Genomic DNA, 26,674 nt, shown 5'->3' with positions numbered 1-26,674 from the left:
TAGTGACGTTATTTATAATAAAAGTGTTACATGGCTTACAAAATGTAATTTTGTATTTTCTTGAGTAAAAGTTTTACATGTAGAAGTGTTTGGGGAGCAGAGGCATTTTATCGGCTGCATGTACCATGTGAGTTTGAAGTGCCAGGCGGAGTGATTCCATAAAGGTGAGTTGTTGTGTGCGGAACCTACTTTGCGGCGGTTCAATCTCACCCTCAACATTCATTTGGTTTATTCGTCCCTATAGTAGGCAAGTGGATGTCTCTTTGAAAACAGAGTCCAAACCAGTATGGAAGCAGGTGAGGAAGATGGACCCAGTATCAACTGCCTTGATTGCAACCAGCGCAGCTGTTGCCACAACAGGACTGACTGAAGTAGGCAAGACAGCCCTTCTCGATGCATATGCTGCCTTGAAAACCAGGATTACCCAGCGCTTTGGACACAAACATTCCATCGTGAATGCCATTGAGGCCGTGGAAGCCAAGCCAGCCTCTCAGGGGCGGCAGGCAATGCTGGTAGAAGAGATCGCTGAAGCGCATGCCGATCAGGATACAGAACTGTGCCAGTTGGCCGAGCGTGTGCAAAAGCTCCTTGGAGAGCAGGCCCAAGGAAATCCTTCTATCCAACAGTTTATTAGTGGCAGTTACAACGCTACATCGGTCTATGGTAATCCCAGCGTGAATGTTCATCTTCCAAAGGATGTGTAATGGTGGATGAGCAACAACCTTCAGTGAGGCAAGAGATTTCTGGGGAGTTCAATGCCACCTCAGTGTTTGGCAATCCCAGTGTTCATTATCATCAAGCACCGGTTTCCTCTGAGCCGCCTGAGCATGTGTGGATGATTCCTTATCGCCGCAATCCCCATTTCACAGGTCGTGAGCACATTCTTCAACAATTACATAGCAGCTTTTTGACTGATCGGGCAGCGGTACTCACGCAGGGGCAGGCGATCAGTGGCTTAGGAGGTGTTGGCAAGACGCAGATTGTCGTGGAGTATGCTTACCAGCACAGGGATGACTACCGCTTTGTGCTCTGGATCAATGCGGCATCACCGTCAACACTGACTGCTGACTTTCTCTCTATTGCACATCATTTACAGTTACCTCAGCGCGTAGAGCAAGAGGAAGCGCAGGTTGTTGCAGCGGTACGACACTGGTTAGCCACCCATGATGGCTGGCTCCTTATCGTCGATAACGCTGATGATCTGCCTCTGGTGTGGCCTCTCTTGCCTACTGGTAGTACTGGTCATGTGTTACTCACCACGCGGAATCAGCATGTGGGGAAAATGCAGGGGTTCTGGATAGACGCGTTACCCCTCTCTGAGGGAATCACCTTTTTGTTGCGACGGGCAGGACTCCTCACCAGAAGTATGGCGCTTGAGCAGGTTCCTTTCGAAGATCGAGTCAAGGCCGAGGAATTAGTTCGCTTGATGGGCAGTTTCCCTCTCGCTCTCGATCAGGCGGGTGCCTATATCGAAGAAACCTCCTGCGGCCTTGCGCGCTATCTTGCCCTCTATCAGCATCGTCAATTCACGCTTTTGCAGCGACGTGGCGGGATTGCAGGCGAGCATCCTGATTCAGTTACGACTACCTGGTTCCTCTCCTTCGAAAAGATTGATCATACGCGGCCAGAGGCCAGAGAAATGCTCCACCTGTGTGCATTTCTAGCACCCGATGCGATCCCAGAAGAGATACTAGCCAAAGGGGCCGCAGTATTGGAACCGACACTTGCCAATGTTCTCAGTGATCCCTTGATTTTCGATGATGTGATGGTGCTTCTCCAAGCGTACTCTTTGGTTCTTCGCGATGGGCAGAGACACACGCTTCGTATGCATCGGTTGGTACAGGAGGTGCTCAGAGAGAGCATGGATCCCGCTATGCAACGCGTATGGGCAGAGCGTGTGATTCGCGCTGTAGAGGCTGCTTGTCCCCCAGTCGAGCATAGGTTCTGGTCGGTATGGGAACAGATTGTGGAGCAAGCGCTAGTATGCGAACGATGGGTGAGAGCGTACCATCTCCATCTTCCTGAGGCTGCGCATCTGCTTCAACAAACGGGCTGGTATCTCGCTGAGCGAGCACGTTACAGTGAGGCAGAGCCACTGCTCACATCTGCTCTCACTATCAGTGAACAAATACGTGGGAAAGAGCATCTCCATACTGCTGCAAGTCTTTATTATCTGGCAGGACTCTATCGGAATCAGGGGAAGTATGAGCAGGCTGAACCTCTGTACGAGCGAGCGCTCACCATTCGTGAGCAGGAATTGGGATCGCAGCATCTCGATACTGCGACAAGTCTCAATAATCTCGGGCTTATCTATCGAGATCAAGGGATGTATGAACAGGCGGAACCCTTGTTACAACAAGCCCTCGCGATCCGCGAGCAGCAATTAGGTCCACAGCATCTCGATACTGCGATAACCCTTGGCTCACTGGCGGGACTCTATCGAAACCAGGGACAACATGCGCAAGCGGAATCCTTGTACAAGCGCTCCCTTGCTATCCGTGAGCAGCAGTTGGGGCCGCAACATCCTGACACCGCAATCAGCCTGTACTATCTGGCCGAACTCTACCGAGATCAGGGGAAGTATGAGCAAGCGGAATCTCTGCATCTGCGAGCGCTCGCGATCCGTGAGCAACAGTTGGGGTTGCAGCATCCAAGAACGGCAACCAGTCTAACCAATCTCGCGCGTCTCTACCAGGATCAGGGCAAGTACGAGCAGGCGGAAGCCTTCATGCGGCGGGCTCTCGCCATCTATGAGCAGCGATTAGGGGAGCAGCATCCTTACACCATGGAGGTACGGAAGAACTATAACGTACTTCTTCAAACGATGAAACGAGCATAGTGTGAACAATATGCATCTGTACCTGATCCCAAAAATCTCAGGCACAACACGTGAATACTGGGGAGTGATGGGCGCGAAAGGTAGCATGAAGCACTGCGGCCTGAGGATATGGTGCTGCTGTCGCTGGCTGTTTCAACAGAACCAGAAGGATTTATGGTAAGGTGGGATGGAAGAGTAGTAGAATGCCAGTATAGCCAGGGACAATACAAAGAACAAGGACGAGGTGGATATGGACGATATTGAGCAACTCATAGCGAATTTGCAGACAGTCTATGCGAGCCTAGCATTTCTACGGCAGGTGGAAGGACCAGAACTGCTTGTGGCTGGTCGTGCCGAGCAAATACGACAGCGAAAGGATGCTATGCTTATAGCGTATCATCAACTGGATCCTCAATTGACGAACTGGGCCAGCAGGTTGAAGAGGAACGACAGCGGATGGATGTGGCACTCCAGCAGTATGGCGATCCAGAGAAGCTGAGATAATGTGTGCAAATGTCCCTCAGATCTTTTCTCATCCTTTTTCGATAGCCTTAGCGAGGTAGGAGAGCAAGATGTCCCGAAACGATTGAAGAGAGAGGGAATTTAGAGAACGAGAATTGGTACATGCGGTCGAGAACCACGAAAAGACGCTCTCCGCTCTTGGGAGACCCAAGATTACCAAACTTTGGTAATGTGATTATTTATAGAATCGCTTGTGCAAAAAAAAAGAACATTTTTACAACCTTATAGACGCCTTCAGGCACTGCGTGTTAAAGGATGCAGTACTTGAAGGCGTCTTTCATTGCCTATTATTAGGAACGCTTCCGTTTCTCTTGCTGGAGAAGGGCTCTCATTTCCTCTTCGGAAAGGCAATACGCTGGACGTTCGTTGGCGGGCCATGGCTCTTGTCGCGCGCCATCAAGGGCTGCCTCGGTGACTAGGCGCTGGGTGAAGCCAAAGGGGAAGTGGAATGTGGGATCATCAATAATCCACGCGTGGAACTGATTGGATGAGTCTACTTCCCTTGAGCGAGCGGGAAACAGTTCGACGCCTTCGCATTCCGGTCCTACTAACTCGTCTTTGATACGCATTTTGTCCCTATACGGCACAAAGATTTCCCTGTCTAAGCGCCGAAACGAGAGGTGGAGCAGATCGGGTCCGCCGTCGTTTGCTTTGAGGCGTCTGAGATGGACCTGATAGCGACTGTTGAGATAGATCTCACTTTCAGGGTCTCGTGGATCTTTCTCACACCTGACAAACGGCGTCCAGGTGATGCTAAGAAGATCATGCGTGTGGTGCTGTTTTTTGCGTTTCATCGCTGTTTCTTTCTTTCGAAAGGCGACAGACGAAGCCTTACTGGGGCTTCGTCTGTCGCCTTTCGAACTAATTCTTGTGGCGTTTGGCTCAGTGCTCATTTCCGTCGTGAGTGGTATTTTTCTCTTGCTGTGCTGCAAGAGGAGTTCCTGTCACCTGCTGACAGTAGCGCTTAGCAGCTTCTACTCCAAAGAATCCAGAGAGGATATTTTGAGCGTCAAAGTGGTGACCAAAACAGGTGACTCCATCTGGCGCAAATGAGAGCACCGCAAGTGCTTGTGCTGTCTGATTGAAGACAGCAGCCGTTTCTCCTTTTACCTGGCTTCGAAAGAGGAGGACATCTCCTTTTGAGGCCAGGAGTGCTCCTACCTTGCAGGCGGCCTCTAGATCCTTCTCATCGGGACCCTGCCGTTCATAAAGTGCCAGTACGCGAAGAGGAACGGCTGCACTCAACGCGATGGCAAGGTGGCTGGAGGCGACTGAAGGTTGCCTTGTAGGGTGAGGTGATGCATCCAGAGGAGGGTGAGCTGTTATTGCCTCGTGGGTAGCTGCCGCTCTTTTCTCGGCGCGACGTTGGCGTTTCGCTTGTCGTTCTGACATGTCTATCTCCTTTTTTTGAGCACAACAATACCTACTGCCCAGCCGTGATCATGGCCGGGTAGTAGGCATGCTTTTCCATGACAAGAGCACAGAGATGACGTGTCTTCTCTATGTGCTTGTCGTCTTGATGCTGTTCCTCTATCTTCTCTCCTACCTGCCTGTGAACGTGTGGTTCAGATGCAACAGGAAAGCGATCCGCTTACCGTGGAGCAGTGTGCTCTTACTGGAATAAAAGCAGCACACCATCATGGGGCGTGCGGAGAGGAAGATGAAATGAAGCAGGAACGCTAGCTAGAGGGCGGGCCAGTCAATGAGTGTTGAGAGGCTGCCACAATCGCAGGTAATCCCCCGCGCTCTGAGCTGCGCAGATGGCTTTCTACCTCCAGACCCTGACGCGTAAGTAAGCCAGACTGCTGTATGTTGAAAGGTGTGATTACACTTGTAGCGTCACCCGTTCTTGCTAGGTTGGGCATGGCACTGCTGGGGCTCCTGCAGCTAGGTAGAGAGGGCATCACATTGGCGTTGATCTAACATTATCACGCTGTCCCTCCCATCGTGTTCACATCACCTTCTGTACCTTCTGATGAGAGTGCCTGTTGAGATGCACCTGTGCTTTGCAGTGGCGACTCTGGAGTGAAGAGGGAGCCTTCATAGTTGATCTCAGCACACCTAGTCCAGGAGAGCAGAAAGAGTTGCCACGTGGCTTCAAGCAGTGTGGTGTCCTCGCCTCTGGGAAACAGGAACCAGACGGCCTTTGGGAGGCGTTTCTGGCAGGCAGGGAGCATCTCTGGGTCTATCCAGGAGATGATATCAGTCAGCACCTCTGCCCAGGGAGTGAAGAAGAGATGGAGACAGTAGAGACGCGCCGGGTAGGCCATCTGATCTTGCCGGGAGAACAGTTCATTAAAGCATTGCCAGTTCATCCGCAGTGCATAGCCATGGGCCTCAAAGCAAAGCTGGTTGACCAGAACAATGGCCTCTTGTAGCGAGGTTTCATCCTGTACTACCCGGCGGCTTCGCTCATAGGACATCGTTCCCGACGTTACCACCTGCCAGGGCTGTGTGGCGAGACGTGTACGCAGGGCCTTTTCCTGGTGGGCACAAGAGGCCAGGGTACGTTGGAGCAGACCGACCGCGTATACCAGGAGTGACCCTTCTCCCAGACGAGAGAGGGGACCAAAGAGCATGCCCGGGTCAGGGTCTTCTTCTGGCTCATGCGCCACTTCCCAGCAGGCATGCAGGACACAGCGATCAAAGGTAAGTACCTCACCGAGCAAACCAGGATCAGTGTTGGCCCCTGTGAGCACGTCATGGAGCAACGCACCCGTCCAACCACGCGCATCGGCTTCGAGCCAGAGTTGTTTGAGTGCGCGTTCTGTGCGCTCCATATCGGCACTGCCAAGAACGGCAGATGTGGCGAGGCGCTGTTGCAAACAGGCCTCCACCTCTTCCAGGAGCTCTGCAATAATCTCCTGCGAGAAGAGATGCGCCATCTCCCACGTGTGCGCCAGGGCAATGGCGCGTTGCCAGGTTGCGCGTTCTTCCGCCCATTCCTCTTCGAAGGACGCATAGGGCAGTTTGGGGGGACACTGAGCATGGGCCAGTTCATGCAGGAGCGTACGCAAGGCCTGCTCCTCGGATATATCTGAGGAATACCAGACCCAGATGTCACGATCCTCGATGGAATAGGCCCCTGCCGCGCGAAAATCCAGTGGCTGGCGAACCACCAGAAGCGTGCTCACCTCGATCCCCTCGGCTTTGGCACACTCCCACAGGTGGAGAAACGCGTCAGGTGGCGGATCGATCAGGGGGTCAGGCGCATCTGGTGGAAGCGACGCACGCAACTCCTGGAGTTGACGGGTGAATGCGGAAGGTCGACGGCGGTTATGCATGCGTGGCTCTCCCTCTCGTGCGCGGGCAGAGGTGGCAGGCACGGCAAGCTCTGTGCCCAGGTGTTGCATCACGACGAAGAAACAGTCGGCCAGTTCCGGGTCTTCTGGCATCTCGTGTAACGCACGCCAGAGATCATGATAGGCCGCCTGCCAGTGCTGCTGTTTGGCATGAAGTAACCCCCGAATGTGAAAGAACCGCGCACACGTGGGATGGAGACGAATCGCGGCGTTGAGATCCTCAATGGCTTCCTGGTGAGAGCGCAAGAGGGAACAGACCCCACCACGCTGGGCATAGAGCTCCGCATAGGCTTCGGCTCGCTCCTGCTGCCGTGGCAGACGTGGATCAGGGCTGACTGGCGTGAGGATGTTTGAAAGCACCTTGTGGGCCTTGTGTAGATGCCGGAGCTGGATGAGGACCTTCGCGTCGTACCAGGTCCACGCTAACAGGTCATACTCCTGGGGTTGGAGCCAGGCCCGGGCCTGTTTCCAGAGTGGGAGCGCATCTGGGTAGCGGTCCTGTGCTGTGGCAAGGACCGCGAGCACCAGACAGGCGAGCCCTTCCAGTTGCCTCGTTGCTCCCCCTCTCCTGCCGCTCGTGCGTTGCAGGAGCGCATGCAGATCCTGCCGTGCCTGCTCAGGGGCACCAAGCAGGGCATAGGCGGCCCCGCGTTGCAGCAGCAGGCGTTGCGTGTCCTTGTTCTGCGGGAAGAAGAGCGCGTGTGGGTTGGGCTGAGAGTGCCTCATGTGTGCTGACCAGATGCTCATGTGCTTCGCGAGTTGTGGGCGTTCAACGGTGCCATCGTCGCTTACGCAGGAGCACACCTCTATGAGCGGATGGGTTGGATGCAGCATGAGGATCTGGCGCAAGGCGTACCCGATCTCTGAGGCGAGCGTCGGTGTTGTTGTTGATGATGATATGGACATGATGGAACCTACTCCTTTCAAAACTGAGGACATGGTCTGATAGTGAGGTACCAGAGGAGAGGGCAGCATTGTCGCCCCCTCCCGTTGGTGTGTTTGTGTCGTGTGGGGCAACGGTTAGTCCTCTCCTGCGCGGGCCATGGCGCAAAGCACAGCATGGAAGGCCTGGGCACAGTGAAGGGGATTGGGTGTGGGCGGCAGTGTGATCCCGCATCGCTCGCAGAGGTCTGAGAGCCGTAACCCCAGTTCGCCAAAGTAGGCCCGGGTATGGGCGCGCAGATCCTCCATTTGGACGCAGAGAGGCGGAAGGTGCAACTGTGCAGCCGCCTCGGCAAGCCGTGCCAGGTCATAGTCGCGCTGAAAGCTGAGCAGAAAACGATCCTGGCAGGCCTGTGAAAGACTCCCCCACACCTCAGGCAGAGAAGGCGCCGACGCCAGTTGGGTTGCGTTCAGGCCATAGCTTTCGCCACGTGCAAAGGAAATGGGCTCCGTTGGGCGAAGCACGAGATGTCCAATGGGCAGACCTGCTCGATCAACCAGGGTCACTGCGATGATCTCGGCGTCATGTGAGAGCCCGGCGGTGGTCAGGTGAAAGATGGCGAGATCGGGGCGTGCCAGCATCTCCTGCGCCCACCGGATTTCCTGAAGAGGAGGAAGTGATGGGAGCGTATGGAGCGCATAACGCAGGTGCCCGATCTCCTGCTGCATGCGGACCTGGATCTGCATCAGTAACTGCTCCAGGTGCTCGCGTCTCTGTGCTCGCACGTTGCGGGACGTACGCGTGGGCAGCAGGCTTGCCTGCTGTTCTTCTGCCAGGAGGGCTCGGGCCTCTTCGACGGCCTGCTGATAATTGAAGGGCGGGGGAAATGATGGGTTGGTATGAGACATACAGTGTTCCTTTCATCAAAAAGGACGACAGCCTCCCGTATGCGAGAAGCTGTCGTCTCTGTGGTAGAGAAGGCGTGCAGTTAATGTTGCACGGTGGTAGAAGGTGAGGTATGCTCAAGGGAGAGCGTGTAGGAGTACTCCATGCCCTCTCTTCACGCAGGCCTCTTCAGGGCTGGATCTGGACAATCTCCCCTGAAGAGGTTCTTTTATGAGCGCAGATCCTCACGCCGTTGCTGACACAGGCGCTCAACGGAGGTGAGGGCCTCGCGTACCTGGCCAAGCTTTTCGGGTCGAATGAAGTAATAGGCATAGGTGCCCTGACGCTTCACACCGATGAGCCCGGAGAATAAGAGGATACGCAGGTGGTGTGAGATCGCCGGTTGACTGCGCGGGAGCCGTTCGACTAGTTCGCGGACACACAGGGTTCCTCCCTCCTGTGCCAGGACGCCGAGCATGCGAAACCTGATAGGATTGGCGAGGCCCTCAAGTAGGAGCAAGAGGCTCGCATCTTCTTCCTGCATCTCGTCGACCTGCGGCACGGGTGCGTGTTGGGCAGCAGCATCTGCTGAATGGAGCAGGGAGAGATGGGGGTTCTCTTCACGGAGATAATGTGTCTTCATACGATGAGTATCCTTTCTTTGACGGGTTGGCTGATGAGAGGTGTTAATGATGGTTGAGCATGATGATGAAATAGTGTGAGATGTGGCGGGCCGCGGCAGTGGGGAAGAAGACCGTTATTCATGGGCAGCGGATCTTTGCTGTTGTGGTCTGCTCGGACAGGGTGGCGTGGGTGAAGGCAATGGAAGTGGTGAGACCTGAAGGGGGCGCGCAGTATAAAAGGCGATAAGTTGGCTGACGCGTTTCGCGAGGGCACGACTCACTGGGGGCGGAAGGTGTTCCAGTTGTCGCCAGTCGGTAAGGGATGCCAGCCGATGGAGCCGTGGGAGTAAGAGGTGAGGTAACATGCGCAACGGCGCGGGAGGCAGCGGAAGGCTCCAGATAACGTAGCCTGTGCAACAGGTACTCACCTGGCAGCGGCGTGTCCTCATCCCTCCTTCTATCCGTACCAGAAGTTGATCGGTATAGCGCCAGGTACGAAATCCGTGTGGAATGAGTGCCTCTGGCTGTGTGGATGGCGCCGGTGGGATATGGGCAAAGTCGAGCCACTGGCGTCGCCACTCTCGTCTCCACCACGCAGCCAGGCGTTGCTCCATTGTCTTGTTGAAAGGGGTAATAACCTGGTCATGGTATGGCAGGAAGAAACGCGTTGGTTCGGGGCGCTCAAAGGGCTGGAAGAGGCGTTTGAGGGTCTCAAAGCCTTCGATACGGGCGAGCACTTGCTCGGGAAAGACGCGTCGGTAGCCATGTTCCTGATCGGTCACGTTGGATGGGTCACTGGTAAAGTCGGTGAACCAGGCCTGGGCCGTTTGTTTGTAGACAGTGGTAAAGGCCTCGATCTCTTGGAGTAAAAAGCGATAGCGTGCATCTTCTCGACGCATAGAACATTCTCCTTATTTTTCAAAAAAGGCATGAAAAAACTGGCTCACCCACCTGTATTGGCAGGTAGATGAGCCAGTGAATAGAAAATGTATGTGAACAGGGACAGCAATGTTCCTGGAATAGTATCAGAATCAGCGCAGGTAGTAAGTCAGGACCACATCTCGACGGTTATGCCCCAGCGTTCGTGAGACCGCCAGTACTGCCTCCTCATCCAGAATGCCACGCGGAAGTCGACCAGTGGCTGGGGGGAGTGGTAGGCCTGAGAGTTGTTGGTAGAGGGCCTGCGCATACTGCCGCCGATACGCATGAATATCCAGGTGACTGGGAATATGGGGAAAGACCTTTTCTTCCTTGTTCCTGCCTTGCACTAGGCTGAGCACGGTTGCTTCCTGCCCTGATATGACCGGGACCTGGCGCACTTTTCCCCCCTTGCCCTGCACGTGAATTACAATGTGTCCATCCGGCTCCTCCTGAATCTGTCCAACCCGGAGCATTCTCACTTCGCGTCGCCGTAATCCGGTTACACCAATGAAGGCAAGGAAGGGTTGCCAGTGCTTGGGTTGAAAATGGGGTGAGGGCTGTTCCTCAGACTCAGGAGACTGGCGAGAACGACGAATGGCTTCCCGGTGACGCGGTGGGAGTGGAACGGCTTCTGCCAGGAGTGGGGACCCGAAGAAGAGCCGTAACGCGCTGCGCTCTGTGGCCAGGGTCCAGGGGCTATAGCCCTCCTGTATGTGCAAGAGCAAGTAAGCCGAGACGAGTTCGTCTGCACGTTTGTCGACCTCGGCCAGGCGCTTAGTTCCGTGGGTTGCTCGGCACCAGCGCAAAAAGCGCATCACCATGTCCTGGTAGGTAGCCCTCGTCTGGAAGGAGTGGATCTTCCTGTCAGAAAACGACCAGAAGCGCTCGCCTTGGGCGCGGGCCTGTGCTTTGGCATCGGCACGGCTTTGTCCAAGGGCCATCAAGCCATCAAGCCGTTGAAGGGCTTCATAGAGGAGCCCAGGTCGTTTTCCCATGGCATGTCTATCCTGCTTCGGTCGAAAGGCATGGTTTGCCCCTATCTAAGGAAGGGTTCCGTTCAGTACTTCCGAAGCGGTGTGCAGGTGCCCTGAGGCACCGTGCCAGGCGGGATGAAGGCAGGGAGATGCTCCGTTTTCTCTCGAACATCCTGTTTGTCTGTTTATTCTTCCATTCAGAAGAGGCCCAGACAACAAGGTGCTGCTGTCTTCATGTCGGTGTGACGCCAGGGAGCAGGGCTACGACCTGGCGCACGTGCAGTGCCAGGATACCTGGGCGAATGGAGGGACTCAACATCCACCCAGGGATCCCTTCTTATGCACTGCGGTTCTCACGAAGGAGAACGCATGTTCTCCTGTAATACGGGTGAGAACAGGCTGTGGTTACATGTTTCTCCTCTCTTTCTCAAAAAACGGCTTTTCAATTGAAAAGAGAACAAGTGCCTCACTCTGGTTTGGTGACGGGAGGCTTTGAGAGGGGTGATTGCCGTTGCAGCAATTCCTCGCGCACGATAGTGACCTCGGGAGGAGCGGTGATACCGAGTTTGGCTCGTCCTTCATCCACCTCAAGGACTTCAATGAGAATATTGCCCGCGAGGATGACTCGCTCCCCTTTCTTGCGTCGTATGACTAGCATGATGGCTCCCTTCTTTTTTCTCTGTTCTCACTCACTGATGATGATTGCATCGACTGGTGCGCAGTCGGCGTTTCCTGTTCTGGAAGCACAGGGGACGTTTCGTAGACTTTGGCAACGGCTTTTTTGATGACCTGGTGCTTACGCCGTTCGGGCCGAAGTAGCGGGACCCACTTGGGTTCGGAATGCTTGACAGTGACTTCTCCCTCCCGGCGGGTGCCATCCTTGCGCGTTGGATAGCTACGGGTAAAGGTGTCGATGATCCGCTGTTCATAGAGCAAGTCTTCAGGTTGGGCCTGGGCCAGCCAGTTCTGGCGTTTGGGGGGACGTTCGTTGTCTGCCATTTCGTTTGCGCGAATGACGGAAGGCTTGTCCGAGAGGTCATAGGTGATCTTGATATACGTCCTGCTGTGTGTCACCCATTTGTCTTTGGGCTTCCCTTTTCCTCTGACACGTGGCACCAGTTCTTTGGCCTGGTAGGATGCGATATGAGCCGGAAATGCTGGGGCCTGTGGGCTACGAGCATAGCGTTTGTACAGCATCCCGGTTGCGATGGCAAGCCAGCGTGTCCACGTAAACACCTGACTCATATATTGGTCTTCTGGCAGCACCCAGCACCCGTATTGTGTGTCGTATGACAGGCGCAAGAGCACCGCCGCATTCTCGCCGATGACATCAATGTTCCAGCGTGCCGCTTCTTGACCAAGGATCTGATGCGCCTGAAGCCACGCGATCAGATCCTCGCGCGGGTCAATGAGCCTGTTCAATTCTTGCTCGGGGTAGCGTGGGTAGACAAACACGGCTCGCACGCGGCCAAAGGGATCGGGTTGCGGCTCATCAAACTCGATCCAGAGGCGTTGCTCCGTCTGGAAGAGGTCTGTGACCAGACTATTGGAGTGGGCCAGTTGCTCCTCAGGCGTTGTCCAACCCTGACGTATGCAGAACGCTTCAAGGGCTTGGACCAGATCCTGGTGCATCTGCCTGGCCGAGGCTGTCCAGAGCCAGAGCTGGGCATGATCAAGCATCTGGCGAAAGATGCTGGCCTGGAAGGGGTCCGGCTGCACCAGGGGAGAGCCTGCTGTAAGACGTTCTTCGTTGAAGATCATTTTGAAGACCTCGACGAAGGGTTTGCCTTCGGCAAGCAGCGCTTCTATGGTCGCGACCCAAGCCTGATGACGTTGGTCTCGCTCTTCTTGAGAAAGAGGGGCGGCATCATCAAAGACCACGGGGCGATACTGATGGGAGACATGTGTTCTTCCAAACTGCGTGTCCTTCGCAATCTCAGGTTCCTTGCTCAAACGCGCTCGGACGAGGGCATCAAGGAACGTCTCCTCAAGCGTGAGGAAGGGCGTATAGGGCGCGAGAGCGGCTTCAAGACGCTTCTGCTCGCGCTCAGAGGGGACCGTCGAACCCAGGCAAAAGATGACGGTATAGTAGTTGCCACCAGCCATATAGGTGTTGACGGTGAGTGTCATGTTGATCGTAGAGACGATCTTTTCAAGCGTGTCGAAGAGCGTTTTTTGCTCCCGACGATCTGGTACCTGAACCGCACGGTACCAACTGGGAAGAAGAAATTCCGTCATAAGGATACGGACTCCATTCCAAAAAACACACTCCCTCCCATTGGCTCTCTTGTGGCGCATAGCTCTCGTCGAGCACTATGGCGACAAGGGAGCGCAATGAGAGGGAGTGAAACAATTACACAAACACGAGGGAGTGAGGGGGCGTGTGGGAGGCGGGGGGGTGAACGGGCAGTGGGAAGAGGCGAGCACCCTTTCCGTTGGGGGATCTCGATCATTAGCGCGGCTCATCCCATTGGGCGACGTCAAAGACCCGTGGGAGGAGACGCTGCCAGAGGGAATAGAGGCTCAAGGCGGTAGCGGGTTCTTCCTCTGAAGAGAGGACGGCGAGCAGGATGGTCAGGGGACGGCGCGTGAACAACTCTTTGCTGAGCATGTCGGGGAGTCGCCAGAGAAAGCCCTGCCATCGCATCCCTGAGTGGGGGACAACCAGGTGCTCAAGGCGAGCGAGATGAGAAGTACCGAGTGGTTCGTATTCCTCTCGCCTGGGAGGAGGAAGGAGCCGCTCCACCCAGCGTAATTGCCAGGAGACCGCATCCAGTTCCCCTGGGAGGTCGGTCAGCCAGGTAAGCATACTGGTTCCCATCTGCGCTAAAGACCATGATACCTCGTCTGGCGTTTGCTCAGCCATAGCAAACACAAAGGCCAGTGGGGCAGGTTCTCGTGTCTGGAGACTGCGCGCTGGGCGGAGCGGACCCAGACCGGTCAACGGAGGCTCAGTGGAGGAGGTGGTGGCGGCATCTGGTAGGGCATGCCAGAGCACCTGCGTTCCCAGGCGACCAGGATAGATCTCTATTGTACAGACGGCGCCCATGCAGCCTGGACAGATCCGCATGGGTAACTCATGAAAGGTGCCGTCTTTGTGCATCGGGGCGTGTAACTGGTGTCCGATCCGAGCGGCCTGCTCTGGTGAGAGCTGAAGGACGAAGAGGCGGTGATCAGCTTGCCACCAGGGAAAAGCGCAGCGAGGACACCACCAAAGGACCTGCCTCCCGCCATAGATCGTCTCAGGGAAGAGTTGCGAGAACTCCCTGGCGAGGAGGACGTGTTGCTGGGTACGAAAATCGTCATAGTGGGGCGGAACAGCATTGAAAACATCATCAAGGGATGCTACACTAAACACGTGTAATGAACCTTTCTTTTCCCGCGTGAGAAGAGAGGACGGAACACCCAACGTACGCCAATACGTTGGGTGTTTTTTTGTGGTGTGATCATAGTTCTCTTTCTCGCGCGATCAAACCGACACAGGCCGATGCCTGGTCTTTTTCCAAAAAGTGGGGATAGAACGTCCTACAGAAACGAATGGATTGCCCTATGTATCGGGAGAGGAGATGCGCGTAGCGATGCGTGTGAAACAACGCCGGTGACCAGCAGCAGGCTTTGCCATTCCAAAGGCGAGAGGTGCTTTTGTCTAGGGGCAGGATGCCCTGGAGGAACCTGGAGGTTCGCCAGGGGACCCTGTTGGGTCCACCAGACACGGTGAATGGGAAAAGGACTGATCCGAGGAAGCAAGAGTGCCCCATGCCCCTGGAGTACGAGATTAAGGTGCCTGGTGGCGACAGCACAATCGAGCGAATACCCGGTGTGCGGGACGGGACCCGAAAATGCCCACGACGTGCCACTATGATGTGTCATGATGAGAGACTCCTTTCCTGGCTCCCCCATTGCCAGACAGCGAGGGATGACACGCGATGTCTGGCCCGGAGAGTAAAAGGGTATCCTGTTCAGGCCGTCGAGGGCGAGCAGGATACCGGATGAAATGGAAAAAGCGAACAAGGGGGATGATGCGAACACAAGTGAGAGCAGCAGATCACCCCTCCTGGGAATGGTCAGCCGGAGTACAAGATGAAGATGTGTCCTGGTGGTGATGAGGACCTTCACCATTGTCTTGAGGTGTAAGGAACAGCAAAAAACGCAGCCCATCCTTCTCGCGAGGGAGAAGGGAGTGGGACTGCGTTTTGTGAAGCGGATTAGAGAAAGTATGAAAGGACCAGTGATTGGAGTGATGTGAGTTGGTCGGGATCAGCCACCTCAACAGACAATTGCGCGTGCAGCATGTGCCAGCGCTCTTGTTGGGCGGCAAGCACCGTTGCCTTGTACTCCCCCTCCATTTGCTGGACATAGAGGCGAAACTGTTCGACTTTGGTGGAGAGGAACAGCTTGCATTGTTGTGAGTACAACTCCAATTGCCGAGTATGGACCATCGATTGGTAATTCATGTTTGTCTGGGTGAGACTCACAGGACGACCAATCCCGGTGACGACGTATAACCCCCAGCGCTGTTGGGCTTGCGAACGACCTGCTTGATAAGCCTGGGGAACCTGAGCAATCTCATAGTCGAGACGATCTCGCTCGTAGGTCCAGCGCTGCTCAAATTGCAGGAAGAGCTCGTGCGCCGAGATGGATGCCAGGTGGTGCTGCTCAATCCGTTCTTCCTGATGGCGTAGAAGCTCATCGAGAAGCGGAAGACACAACGCCAGGCACTCCGGGGTCAGCACGAACTGTTGCGCGCACTTCTGGAGGTAGGCGCGATAATTGGCCATGCCTCGCTGAATTTGCACGAGCCGTTGATCCCAGCGCTGCTGCTCCTGCTTCACCCACTGGTGAAACAGACGCTGCTCAGCTTCCACCGTCCAGCGAGGGATGGTGGTACGCGCGCGGGAGAAGCTCTGGGCAATCGCGAGATTGGCTTGAGCGGTCTCACAGGCAGCAACGGCACCCAACCACGTGGTAAAGCGGTGTTGGGACGCGCTGACCACATTCTGAAGGTTCTCCAGAATGCTCACTATGACCGACTCTTCACGTGCCAGGAGGCAGAGTTGGTTCTGAGTGTCGATGAGGTCGCGCAGGGCCTTGGTGACGCGGCAGTTGGTCCCGCAGGAACAGAGTGATCCATGACTCATGGTGATGACTCCTTTCAATGTGGGAAAAAGGCACAGAAAGGCACCACACCTCTTTTCCCAGGCTGGGGAAAAAGGGAAAGAGTCACGGATACTCTTGTGTGGGAAAGACCTCCTTTCTGCGCAAAATACGAGAAAAACCAGTGGACGAGAGACGCGAACGCATGCAGGCAGAGAGGCTCGATGCCTGAATGCGGGTGGCCTGAAAGCACAAAGCAACGGAGAGACTCGACGTTGCTTTGTACCCGTGGCACCACCAGGGCCAGACGGCTCTCTCTTATGAACGAGAGAAGAGAGAACCGCGCGGCTCTGGCGCAGGCTGTGCCACTTCCTCTCCCCTCTTGATGGTGAGGTGGAAAGGCTCCCCTGGACCTTGCCAGGACCATTCATCCCCTGTGGATGAACAGCACTTCCACTCTTGTTGTACCCAAAAACGCATCTCGGGTCAATGGCGCATTTTCGGGAAGAAAACGGTCAGGATGAACGTCAGAGAAGAGCGAACCACGCTCGTTGTCAAGAGCGTTCCCTCCCATGCCGTTTGATTGGCTTCTAGCGCGGGTTGAAGCGTGATGTATATGAGAGAAGAAAAAGGAAAATCATCCAGTATTTCTCTGTCACGGTCCAACTTCGCCGAAAATCGCGAAGTACTTCGCCCAGTATTGGGTGGTTTTCATCTTCCCTTTTTGGAGGGTTTTTCAGTACACTAAGAGCAGGTCGTGTGGCTCTTGCGTGGTGCCTCCCTACCCCTACTCTTCTCCACGACCAACAGACCCTTGAGAGCTGCACGGCCTTATTCTGATGAAAGGTAGACAGAACAACATGCTCAATAGGGAGCGTTTTCTGCCATCAGTGAATGCCTCTGAACATGTTCCGCACACTTCTCCAAAAAAGGGGAAGGAACAACACCAGGAGCAGACGATGGCACTCCATCCGTTGCATGGAGTTCCTCTTGTATTACTGGAGCAGGTACAACTGTTGTTTGGGTCGCAGGATCGGCGCTGTCTCAATGGGCAGGAGTTTCTCGCTCAGTGGCTTCGGGGAGCCCACGTCGAACAGATCCCTCTTCTCCCTCATGAACCTGCTCTGCCAGTTGCCGTGCTCACGGTCCAGAACCTCCGTGCGTTCTGTACTTCTCCCTTGTCTGCCTGGCCCTGGTGCTACGATACGACCACAAAATACCTCTCAGTACTCCAAGCGGCAGGCCTCTTGCTCAAAGTAAAGCAGCCCAAGGGGATGGGAGCCACCTATTATTTCCCACTCACCGCGACGCCCTGTCTGCCCGTCTGTACTGATCAGGTGCAGCGACTCGCGGGGCGACGCAAAAGCGTGAGACGTTCGCGCGCGTTGCAACGGGTCTCGGGATGTATGGAGGTTTCTGGTCCAGAAGACACGTATGATGGAAAGGAAGCAGGAGACGTGAAATCCCGTCCAGTTCATCTTCGCCTTGTCCCATCTTCACCGCAGGGACAAGACGAACAAGGAACACATGATTCTTCTTCTCAGATGATGCAGAGGCATGGCGAGCCATCTGGCAAAGAAGACCCGGTGGGGCGGACAGTTGAGCGCCTGGCGGCGGTGATGCAGTCCTCTGGAACGCGTGTGACCCCTGCGGTGAAAGCATCGATGGCCGCGATTGTTTGGGAAGAGTGTATTCGCCCGGCACAATCGGTCTCACCTCAACTGTCCGATCAGAGAGCATTGGTCTCCTCATCACCCGGAACCCAGATGCATGCACCCAATGATGGACCGCTCAATGGTCGACGACTCACGATACGCAAAAGTCGATGGTCTCGGAGTCGGTCCAGGGGAGTGGACGAAGGCCGTCGACCTCAAGGTGAACCGTCGACTCCAGAAGAACAACGTCGACTTCACCCTGATGCATCAACTCGTATGGAGAGTGGAGAAGATGGAGAGAAAACGTCGACTCTTACGGAAGACCGTCGACCTGTTGTGAGCACGTCAGTTCTGGAAGAAGACCATCGACCTCAACCCAAACCATCGACTTCGGTGGAAGACCGTCGACCTTTGGTGCAAGAAAAGGTCGACGTTCGCGGCGCACAAACGCAGACCAACGAGGCGCATACGCATACACACGTGCGCGCGCGTGTTGAATTCAATACTCTCAATACCCATCAATTACCAAAAAAAGAAATACATGAAAAAAATGAGAATGAATTGAGAGAACAGGGGTATGCAAAAAAAAAAGGTCGATGGTTTTGTGAGTGTCGGAGAGGAAGCAGGTCAATTCCTGGCTGCCTGTCCTCGCAGAGGGGATAGTGATGAGCCTTCACCCATGTCGTCTTCCCCGGCGCAAGAAGAGACCTCTCTTGTCACCACACCTGATGAGGATGAGGCTGATGGTTCTTTTCTCTCACGTCGAGATCAGGTAGCCGCAATGAAGCGGGTGTATGAACCGGCGACCCGTGAGATGCTTGAGGCGCTAGCGCTGGATTACTCACAGCGTTTTAACCAGAGCAATGAGGATGTCGGAGTCTATCTCAAGCGTATGCACGAGCACCCAGAGTGGCTGCATGTGGCAGCGGTGGACGCTCTGGTGCGTACCTGGTTCCCTGATCCTGGACGTCGTGCCGCTCGCCTGGGGGGAGGCTGGGTGATCAAGAAATACCGTGAGTATGTGGAGGGGAAGGAAGAGCCTCCCGCCGAAATGGTGGACTGGGCGCAATGGATTCTCAACGGTGGATTGACCTATAACCGCCTGGAGTGGGTGCTTGAAATTGCAGCGCGCAGTGGGCTCATCAAGCCAGGTGAGGGGAAACGCCCACTTCCTCACGAAGTGATTATAGACGCCGAATGGTTGCAGGAGTTTTGGGCGGAAGGTGGCGCACAAGGCCTGGAGCGCTACGGCTATCTCTTTGTGGATCGTGATGGCGAATTCTTGACACCTCAAGAGTACGAGCGGTCTCGCCAGGTTGCGGTCAATGAAGTCCTTGCTACTCCCTATGATCCCGGCGATGCCGAGGTGATGTACGAAATCCAGACCTATCTGGCCTGGGCGAAGACGCAGCATCTTCCTGCGGAAGAAGAGCAGGCGCTCCTGACGGATTTGCCGCGTCCCTTAGTGCAATGGGTGAGTGCGCTCCAAAGACGAATTGATACTGATCGCTATTGTATTAGCGTGCGTCTGGCACCTCGTAGCCGTCGACGTGTCATTGAAATCAGCGAGCATGCCAATCCACAACGGGTCTGGTATCTGGGAAATCAACAGCATATTCTTGCCTGGCTGCAATGGTATGCTCACGTCTCGATTGGTATACCTGAAAAGATAGGTGCGGAAGCATAACATTTGAGGAACAATATAAAAACAGTTAGCAAGTCTGGCATCTGATTTATCAAGCATCTAAAGATGCAGCTCTTTGAGCAATTGGACATGTTTGAAGCTGGCTTCATCTATGTGTTGTATTTTGCGGGTTGGTTCTGATGCCAAATCGTTCATGTGCTTGAAAATAGTAGCCACCCTCAATACATGCTGCGTTTGCAGATCTTGCCAAATTGCTGAGTTTTCACCATATGTATGAGATTCATAGATATGAAGGAGATGTGCCACCCCGATGACAAGAAGATTTCACTTCATGATTGTAGCATACATGATGCGCTCAAAAATACTGTTTAATAGCGCGTTGTGGACACATGGTTTTATTACTGGTAAAGCAGTTGTAGAAAGGCAAGCATTATGCAAAAGCGTATTCACTCTGTGAATAGGAAAAGAACGCGACCGCCAGCTATTGATCCTCAGATACAGCTCAAATGGGGACTGGCCCTTCTGGGTACTGAAAGAGCGACACAGTATCTTACTTGGATGCAGGCACGCCTGAAGCACAACTATCACTAACTTTCAGTCACTTTCACCAACTTTTATTCATAATAGATTAATATAGTCTATATTCATTGACATTAAGTCACTTTCATTGTACTCTATATCTGATATTACTCTTAAGGGGCGCATATGACCATAGACGATTACCGTGTGCAATTCGGTTGGTCGCGGCGGCATATGGCTAAGGAGGCAGGTATAGATAAAAATACGCTGCGTAGCGCGATGGCTGGCAATCCAGTGTATCGCGCCAAAGTGGGGGCGATCACTGAGGCGATCAACCAGGAGCTCACACGACGCGGCAAATCATCTATTCTCTATACCGATCTCGAAGGTGTTGTGTTTGCCGATTAATCCTAAGCCATTCGCACATATAAAAAACGCCCATGGTCTCCTGTTCAGAGACGGGCGCTTCTTAAGATGAGTCGTACCACACAGCAGGCGCACCGCGAAAGTTTCCGAGGCTTCTTCGGTATGTCCTGCTGATCTATCTGTATAGATATTCCATACCAGACAGGTACAGATCTTCCGGGCGCATTGTCGCATTACGGAATATGGCCTGTCAATCGAACGGAGAAAGTCATGCGAAGTGATGGCGTTCGCATTATTAAAGCTGCGACCGTATTCTCGACACAGAGTACTGGCTATGACAATACTCATAGGTATATGCACGGCTATGAAATCGATTTGACACGCAAGACAGCTGCACTCATCCGCCAAAGCCGCCGTGGGGCTGATGAAGACAACCCGGAGAGTCGCCTGCGCCAGAAGGGCCTTGCTACTGTTGCCCTGGAGATACGCGGCGATCACGACCCGCTCATGGTGATACCCTACGACGAAGGCGCTGGTGTCTCAGGCCAGAAAAAAATATACGAACGGCCAAAGCTCCTGGAACTCTGGAAGGCGCTGCTGGACAGTACAATTGGCAGTATCATCGTGGCCCGTGAGGACCGTTTATTCAGGGACCGCTGGCTGACACAGCCAACCCAATTCGCTGCGGAGTGTGCCCAGCGTGGCGTGATTCTGATCGTTGCCGGACGACGTGCCTACGATTTTCGCATTCAGGACGATTTCAAAGCTTTCCTGCGTAAGATGGAGGAGGCGTACGGCTATATCGACACGCATGTGAAATATATGATGGAGATGAAACTTCAGAAGCTCCAGCGTGGCGAGTGGGTCGGGGGCAATCTGATTGCACCGTATATTCTGGACCGGCTGGCGATCCAGGAAGCCAAAGAGCACCGGAAAATAATGAAGGAGTTCGGGGCAAGTGACGAGGAAGAACTGCTTATTACCAAAGCCTACCGACCAGTCATTTACGAACCGTGGCGGGAGATCGCGGTTGAGCTGTTTGAAAAATTCAAGCTATTTGATTATTCCCGTTCGCGCATGGGTCGCTATATCGAGGAGCGGCAATACATTTTCCCTTTTCCCTCAGCTGAAGATATGCAACAGTACATCTTTAAGACCAGAATGAGTTCGGTATCCGGCCTTGGCTACACCTTCACGGTGAACAGCCGCTTGTCTACGTGGCTATCCAATCTGATGCACCAGGGCTATATTGGTGTCGGCAAGGATACACAGGGCAGCCACGTCTATATCGAAGGAGCATTCGAGGCGGCCATCCCGCGCGATTTATTCGAGCCAGCATACGAGGCAATTACCGGCTTCACGCTCGACGGTCAGCCAAGCACCATGCGCCCAAACCACCGGCGCTTCGTGCGAAGCAAGCCGATTGAAGATCAGACGGCCCTGCTTACCCAACAATTCCGCGCGCCGGACAATACATGGGGCGTGCGCACTGAAGACGGTCCGCCGCTCTACTATGCTGCCTACCTCCGACGCACAACTCAGACTACCGAGACGTACAGCTATATGGAAAGCAATCGGCTATGGTCGCTGCCATGCACGACGTTTGACCGTATCATTGTCGAACGTCTGAGCGCCCTGGCCGCACATGACAAAGACTTGGCTGCACGCGTCGAGAACTACTACAAAAACCTGCATGCCAACACGGTGAGCGAGAAAAAGGCAATTCTGCGTGAAATAACTGCCCTGCAAGCCAAGATCGCTCGCTACGACAAATTGCTCACCACACCGGCGAGGCCTCTGACCGAATCGCAGGAGGGCCGCTATCTGGACGAACAGGCGCAGGCTGAACGCGATCTGGCAATGGCTCAGAGTGCGCTGGAGCGATATGACCGGATGCAACCAGCACAGTTCATCCCGAAGTTCTACCGCATCTTAGGCCAGGCGCCTGGCGAGTTCTGGAGCCTGGATATTGACCGGCAGCGCCACATGTTGAGTCTGCTTATTGAGGAAATACAAGTGACAAGTATTTCCCCTCATCTCTATAAGCTGCTGTTGAAATGGAAAGACCCTGTCGCCAACCGGTGGGATTGCGCGATTCTCTTCAAGCGGCAGGCAATACGCTCGAAACTGCTCAATGTCTCGCAGTGGACGCCCGCAGAAGACGACATTTTGCGGCAGTTATGGCCCGACACCAATGGGTTCGTGATATCTCAGCAACTCCCGACGAAAACCAGTCATGCCATGAAGGTACGTGCCTTACAACTCGGCGTTCACCGGAGCGAGAATTTTCAGAAACGTCGTAGTCCGCTGCATCGAGCGTTGTGCTATAGCGACTGGACAGGGGCTTGCGCAGCCCTGGAGACCGACCCTGAAACTGAGGAAGGAATGAAGATACTGGAGATGCTGAGTTACTATGCGCACACCACAGGCAAAGAGACGCCGCTCAGTTGTTGGTGGGTGTTGCCGGTTGTGGACATGAACGGCCCTGATGAGGATTGGACCAGACCATTGTCTCGACCGCCATGCCCAGAATTATTGCCGACCTGCAAGGTTTTGACCGCTATACCTGGGTCTCAACCTCTTATCTCCTGGCCTCGACGGTTATGGTGCCGATCTATGGCAAGCTTTCAGACATCTTTGGGCGCAAATCTATCTTCCTGGTGGGCGTCGTCATCTTCCTGACGGGCTCGGCACTCTCCGGGGCCGCGCAGACTATGGATCAACTGGTGCTCTTTCGCGCCTTCCAGGGGATCGGTGCCGGTGCGCTCATGCCCATCGCCATCGCCATCGTCGCTGACCTCTTTGCTCCCCGCGAGCGCGCCAAGTGGCAGGGCGTCACGGGCGCGGTCTGGGGCCTCTCCTCTATAGTCGGCCCTACTGCGGGCGGCTGGATTACCGAGCATACGACCTGGCGCTGGGTCTTCTACGTTAACCTGCCCGTCGGCCTCCTGGCTATGCTCGTGCTCATTTTTCTCATGCCCACGCTCAAGCAGACGAGTAAGAAGCCAAAAATTGACTACCTGGGTGCCGCTCTCCTGGTCGCCACGGCGGTTCCGCTACTGCTTGGCTTCTCCTGGGCCGGTTCGGAGTATGCCTGGGGCTCGCCCATCATCCTGGGCCTCTTTGCCCTGGCTATTAGCGTTGGCTGCGTCTTCGTGCTCTACGAGTCCATCGTGCAGCGCGAGGGCGGACAGCCCATCATCGAGCCCTCGCTCTTCCGCAACAGCATCTTCACCATCTCGACTATCGCCACGGTCATCTTTAGCATGGCCCTCTTCGGCAGCACCTTCTTTATCCCGCTCTTCGTTCAGGGGGTCGTTGGTATCACCGCCACGAACAGCGGCCTTGTCCTGACCCCGCTCATGCTCACCTCGGTTGTGGGCAGCGTCATCTCAGGCCAGCTCGTTGCCCGCACTGGACGTTACAAGTGGGCCGCCATCAGCGGCATGCTTATCGGCATCGCTGGCTCCTGGTTGCTCATGCGCCTGGACATCACCGCCAGCGACAGCGATGTGCTACTGGCCATGATCATGCTCGGCCTGGGCATGGGGACCAGCATGTCCCTCTACACCCTGATCGTGCAGAACGCCCTGCCGCAGAAGATCGGCCAGGCCACTTCCTCGCTGGTCTTCTTCCGCTCCATCGGCGGCACCATCGCCCTCGCGGCCATGGGTTCAGTCATGAACGCCAGCTATCTTCCGGCCTTCCACGGTGCCCTCCCCGAGGCCAGCAAGAAGGCCCTGCCCGCCGGAACCCTCCACTTCTTCGACAACCCGCAGATCCTGCTCTCCCAGGAGATGCAGAGCCACGTCCACTCTGGCCTCTCCGCCCTCGGCCCCCAGGGCCAGGACCTCTACACCCAGCTCATGCAGGCCGTCAAGCTCGGTCTCACCCAGGGCATCCACCATGTCTTCCTGCTCTGCACCCTGCTACTCTGCCTTGGTCTCGTCGTCGTCCTCTTCCTCAAAGAGATCCCCCTGCGCGGCAAGAGCCAGCAAGCCAAAGAGGAATCCCCGCACCTTCCCATCGAGGCATAACCCCTGCCAGTAGCCGCGTACGCCAGTAGCGGGCCCGCCCGCTACTGGCGTACGCGGCTACTCCATGCGTAAGCGGTAGATCTTGATGGCGACCTGGAAGGTGAGCCAGTTGCTGCGCTCTTGCAGGTCGATGCTGCAGAGGGACTGGATGCGTTCGAGGCGCTGGATGAGTGTGTTGCGGTGCACGTAGAGGTGCTCGGCTGTCTTGGTGAGGTTACCTGCGTTCTCCAGGTACATCTCCAGCGTGGTTAGCAGCTCGGTATTTTTACGTTTATCATATTCATCGATCTTTGCCACCTGCTCCTGGTAGACGTCGCGCAGGTCGTCCATATGGGCTATCTTGTAGAGGTAGCGGTAGACGCCGAGGTCGTTAAAGTGTGTCACGGCGGGGCCGCGCTCGGTCGAGTGCATGCTCTGGCCCATCTGGAGCGCCTCGCTGGCCTCGGCAAAGCCCTGACGGTAATCGCTGATCTGCTGGCAGGCATTGCCCAGGCCCACGGCCAGCCTGACATCGTATTCATCATAGATGTGGTGGGCCAGCTCCTGAATCCAGGTCTTGAGGCGCAGGCTGTCGGAGTCCTTCGGAAGCGGAAGCAGACAATTGAGCAGGTTCTCATGCTCATAGAAGATGGAGCCGGGGGCACTCTCCTGAATGCGGCGGCGGACGAGATTGCCCAGGCTGCGGTAGGTGTTCTGGAGCGCGCTGGAGCTTGGTGCGCCCTCCTTGCGCCCACTGGTGGGGTGCGTGCTCTCATCGCCACGCGTCATCTCGATGCGCACCACGGCATGTGGCTGCGTGAGGTCGCAGCCCAGGAAGTGCGCGCGCTGGCGTAGGGATTCTTCGTTCTCCGGCAGGCCCTGGATGAGATCCTCGAAGAAGCCCTTGACCAGGTTTTTCTGTGCCAACTGGTTTACGAGGCGGCTGTTTTTGATGGCGATGGCTACCTGGTTAGCGATGGTCGTCAGGAGCGTCTGATTCTCTGAATTGAAGCGCCGTGCTTTATAGGTATAGCAGTTGATCAGACCAAGCTGCTCGGTGCCCGCGATCAGGGGAGCAGAGATCAGGGATTTATACTGCGAGGTGCGCAGGGGATTCAAGCGCTCAAGCGTCTCCCCCTCGGGAAGGTCCTGGGCCTCTGAACTATAGGCGCGCATGGTCTGTAGGTCGGCTTTATCGCTCAAGCTGCGCAGGTGGTCGAGGGTATGGGGATCGACATCCACGGCCTGAAACTGGCTCTGGTCGTTCCAGTTGGGCGCTGTGGCGTGAACGATCAGGCGGCGTAGCTGGCGCGAGGTATCTGCATCGCGCTCGCGGGCCTGGTCCATCAGCATGATTACGCAGAGATCGACCTCCATGATCTGGACCGTCAGCGTCGCCAGGGTGCGTAGCATATCATCGAGATAGAGGCCTGAACTGATGGTCTGGCTCAGCATCGAGAGCGAGGTCAAAATACTCAGTTTGCGCTGGGCGCTCTCGTACAACTGCGCATTCTCGATGGCGCCCGTCACCAGGGCCGCGATGTTGCTGATAAAATTGCGCTGCTGCTTGCTAAACTCGTGGGGAGCCACGGCCTGGAGCGTGATTACGCCTGTCAGGCTCTTGTCCTTGGCGATAATGGGCACGCTAAAGATCGACTGGAACTTCTCTTCCTGAAACTCAGGGATGTAGTGGAAGCGGGGATCGGCCAGGGCAGCTTCTTTAAGGAAGATTGGCTTGCGGTGGAGGGCTGCCCAGCCGGTAATGCCCTCGCCCAGCGTCATATGTATTTTGCCTACATAGCCCTCGTACGGCCCGGTCGCGCTGGAGAGCACCAGCAGATCCTTCTCGGGATCATAGAGGTAGATGGTTGCTATATCGCAGGAGGTGGCCCGGTTAATGGCTTCGAGCAGGCGTTTAAGCACCTCTTCCAGGCGCAGCGTTGAGCCAACTGTCGAGATGACCTCGTTGAGCAGGGCGTTCTCCTGCGTGCGCGCCTCCAGCAGCCTTTGCAGCTTGTTGTTTTCATAGCGCAGGCGTTCAAGACTTTTCTCAGGCGTTTCGGCGGCCTCTGAGGGTAGATGTGAATTCGCCTTGGCGGACATTGTTCCTCCTCTAAATTTCGCGTTCCCCAAATAGAACATACGTCACAGCGTGCGCACCTGTGGGCGATGTGCGCGCCATTGCAACACCCGGCCTTTTGATACAGAGATATAGTTAATACATACATATTCGCGCATGAGTTATTGTACTCTTTTTCCGTCTCAGCGTCTACCCATAATACTGCCTGCTTCCTATTTTTTTATTTGGTATCACCCTTGGTGCCTGCGGCGCTCAAGGGTAATAATATGGGCGTGCATTGCGGGCATCCGCCCGCAATGCACGCCCATATTATTACAGATGTAGGGGTAAGGTATTATGGTCCATGCTTGCATGGACTCAACACGATCATT

The 26,674-nt window shown here is 55.1% G+C and carries 20 protein-coding genes; 7 read left to right on the top strand and 13 right to left on the bottom strand.

The genetic code is table 11. The annotated features are described in order from the left end of the window. The first annotated feature begins 305 nt into the window (after window positions 1–305). The 3 genes from JMJ16_RS21100 to JMJ16_RS21090 all read left to right on the top strand — a co-directional run bounded on the left by JMJ16_RS21100 (window position 306) and on the right by JMJ16_RS21090 (window position 3,317). Window positions 306–704 carry a hypothetical protein gene (locus JMJ16_RS21100; RefSeq protein WP_201384728.1) on the top strand — a complete coding sequence of 133 codons (399 nt, stop codon included), beginning with the start codon at window positions 306–308 and terminating at the stop codon, window positions 702–704. Next, the gene (locus tag JMJ16_RS21095; protein WP_201384726.1) at window positions 704–2,839 is read left to right on the top strand and encodes a tetratricopeptide repeat protein; all 2,136 of its coding nucleotides are present in this window, start codon (window positions 704–706) and stop codon (window positions 2,837–2,839) included. The genes JMJ16_RS21100 and JMJ16_RS21095 overlap by 1 nt, the downstream gene beginning before the upstream one ends. Before the next feature lie 229 nt (window positions 2,840–3,068). Beyond that, window positions 3,069–3,317 (top strand): hypothetical protein, encoded by a 249-nt coding sequence (locus JMJ16_RS21090; RefSeq protein WP_201384724.1) that lies wholly within the window; start codon window positions 3,069–3,071, stop codon window positions 3,315–3,317. A 313-nt stretch (window positions 3,318–3,630) separates the two neighbouring features. Here the strand turns inward: JMJ16_RS21090 and JMJ16_RS21085 are convergent, their stop codons facing one another. From JMJ16_RS21085 to JMJ16_RS21025, 12 genes are all read right to left on the bottom strand, one after another. Continuing rightward, window positions 3,631–4,134, bottom strand: a complete 504-nt coding sequence (locus tag JMJ16_RS21085) for a hypothetical protein (protein ID WP_201384722.1) — start codon at window positions 4,132–4,134, stop codon at window positions 3,631–3,633. Between the two features lie 88 nt (window positions 4,135–4,222). Next, the gene (locus JMJ16_RS21080) at window positions 4,223–4,732 is read right to left on the bottom strand and encodes a hypothetical protein (protein ID WP_201384720.1); all 510 of its coding nucleotides are present in this window, start codon (window positions 4,730–4,732) and stop codon (window positions 4,223–4,225) included. A gap of 536 nt (window positions 4,733–5,268) precedes the next feature. Further along, the gene (locus tag JMJ16_RS54535; RefSeq protein ID WP_236601646.1) at window positions 5,269–7,548 is read right to left on the bottom strand and encodes a hypothetical protein; all 2,280 of its coding nucleotides are present in this window, start codon (window positions 7,546–7,548) and stop codon (window positions 5,269–5,271) included. 114 nt (window positions 7,549–7,662) lie between these two features. After that, a complete protein-coding gene (locus JMJ16_RS21065) occupies window positions 7,663–8,433 on the bottom strand; it encodes an exonuclease (RefSeq protein ID WP_201384718.1) in 771 nt (256 codons plus the stop codon). 206 nt (window positions 8,434–8,639) lie between these two features. Continuing rightward, window positions 8,640–9,053 (bottom strand): helix-turn-helix transcriptional regulator, encoded by a 414-nt coding sequence (locus tag JMJ16_RS21060; protein WP_201384717.1) that lies wholly within the window; start codon window positions 9,051–9,053, stop codon window positions 8,640–8,642. 114 nt (window positions 9,054–9,167) lie between these two features. Then, window positions 9,168–9,932, bottom strand: coding sequence for a hypothetical protein (locus JMJ16_RS21055; protein ID WP_201384716.1), 765 nt, complete (start codon window positions 9,930–9,932; stop codon window positions 9,168–9,170). Window positions 9,933–10,064: 132 nt separating this feature from the next. After that, window positions 10,065–10,949 carry a site-specific integrase gene (locus tag JMJ16_RS21050; RefSeq protein ID WP_201384715.1) on the bottom strand — a complete coding sequence of 295 codons (885 nt, stop codon included), beginning with the start codon at window positions 10,947–10,949 and terminating at the stop codon, window positions 10,065–10,067. Window positions 10,950–11,394: 445 nt separating this feature from the next. Further along, entirely contained in the window at window positions 11,395–11,586 is a 192-nt protein-coding gene (locus tag JMJ16_RS21045) for a carbon storage regulator (protein ID WP_201384714.1), read from the bottom strand. After that, complete coding sequence (locus JMJ16_RS21040; protein WP_236601645.1) at window positions 11,580–13,166, bottom strand: hypothetical protein; 1,587 nt, start codon at window positions 13,164–13,166, stop codon at window positions 11,580–11,582. Before JMJ16_RS21040 ends, JMJ16_RS21045 begins: the two co-directional genes overlap by 7 nt. 214 nt (window positions 13,167–13,380) lie before the next feature. After that, complete coding sequence (locus JMJ16_RS21035) at window positions 13,381–14,286, bottom strand: hypothetical protein (RefSeq protein ID WP_201384713.1); 906 nt, start codon at window positions 14,284–14,286, stop codon at window positions 13,381–13,383. A 167-nt stretch (window positions 14,287–14,453) separates the two neighbouring features. After that, the gene (locus tag JMJ16_RS21030; protein WP_201384712.1) at window positions 14,454–14,798 is read right to left on the bottom strand and encodes a hypothetical protein; all 345 of its coding nucleotides are present in this window, start codon (window positions 14,796–14,798) and stop codon (window positions 14,454–14,456) included. 335 nt (window positions 14,799–15,133) lie between these two features. Next, the gene (locus JMJ16_RS21025; protein ID WP_201384710.1) at window positions 15,134–16,066 is read right to left on the bottom strand and encodes a hypothetical protein; all 933 of its coding nucleotides are present in this window, start codon (window positions 16,064–16,066) and stop codon (window positions 15,134–15,136) included. Window positions 16,067–16,981: 915 nt separating this feature from the next. Here JMJ16_RS21025 and JMJ16_RS54530 point away from each other — a divergent pair. The 4 genes from JMJ16_RS54530 (at window position 16,982) to JMJ16_RS21010 (ending at window position 24,244) form a co-directional block, all read left to right on the top strand. Then, complete coding sequence (locus tag JMJ16_RS54530; RefSeq protein WP_236601644.1) at window positions 16,982–18,340, top strand: hypothetical protein; 1,359 nt, start codon at window positions 16,982–16,984, stop codon at window positions 18,338–18,340. Then, a complete protein-coding gene (locus JMJ16_RS54525) occupies window positions 18,255–19,364 on the top strand; it encodes a hypothetical protein (protein WP_236601643.1) in 1,110 nt (369 codons plus the stop codon). The genes JMJ16_RS54530 and JMJ16_RS54525 overlap by 86 nt, the downstream gene beginning before the upstream one ends. Before the next feature lie 663 nt (window positions 19,365–20,027). After that, a complete protein-coding gene (locus tag JMJ16_RS21015) occupies window positions 20,028–20,249 on the top strand; it encodes an XRE family transcriptional regulator (protein WP_201384708.1) in 222 nt (73 codons plus the stop codon). A gap of 2,480 nt (window positions 20,250–22,729) precedes the next feature. Beyond that, entirely contained in the window at window positions 22,730–24,244 is a 1,515-nt protein-coding gene (locus JMJ16_RS21010; RefSeq protein ID WP_236601642.1) for an MDR family MFS transporter, read from the top strand. Between the two features lie 57 nt (window positions 24,245–24,301). On the opposite strand, the gene JMJ16_RS21005 is transcribed toward JMJ16_RS21010, so the two are convergent. Next, window positions 24,302–26,326: a GAF domain-containing protein gene (locus JMJ16_RS21005; protein WP_201368985.1), complete on the bottom strand. Its 2,025-nt coding sequence runs from the start codon at window positions 26,324–26,326 to the stop codon at window positions 24,302–24,304. Window positions 26,327–26,674 lie beyond the last annotated feature (348 nt).

The organism is Ktedonobacter sp. SOSP1-52 (genome assembly GCF_016587395.1).
The sequence above is the reverse complement of the archived record's forward strand: the minus strand, read 5'-3'. Positions and strand labels throughout refer to the sequence as shown.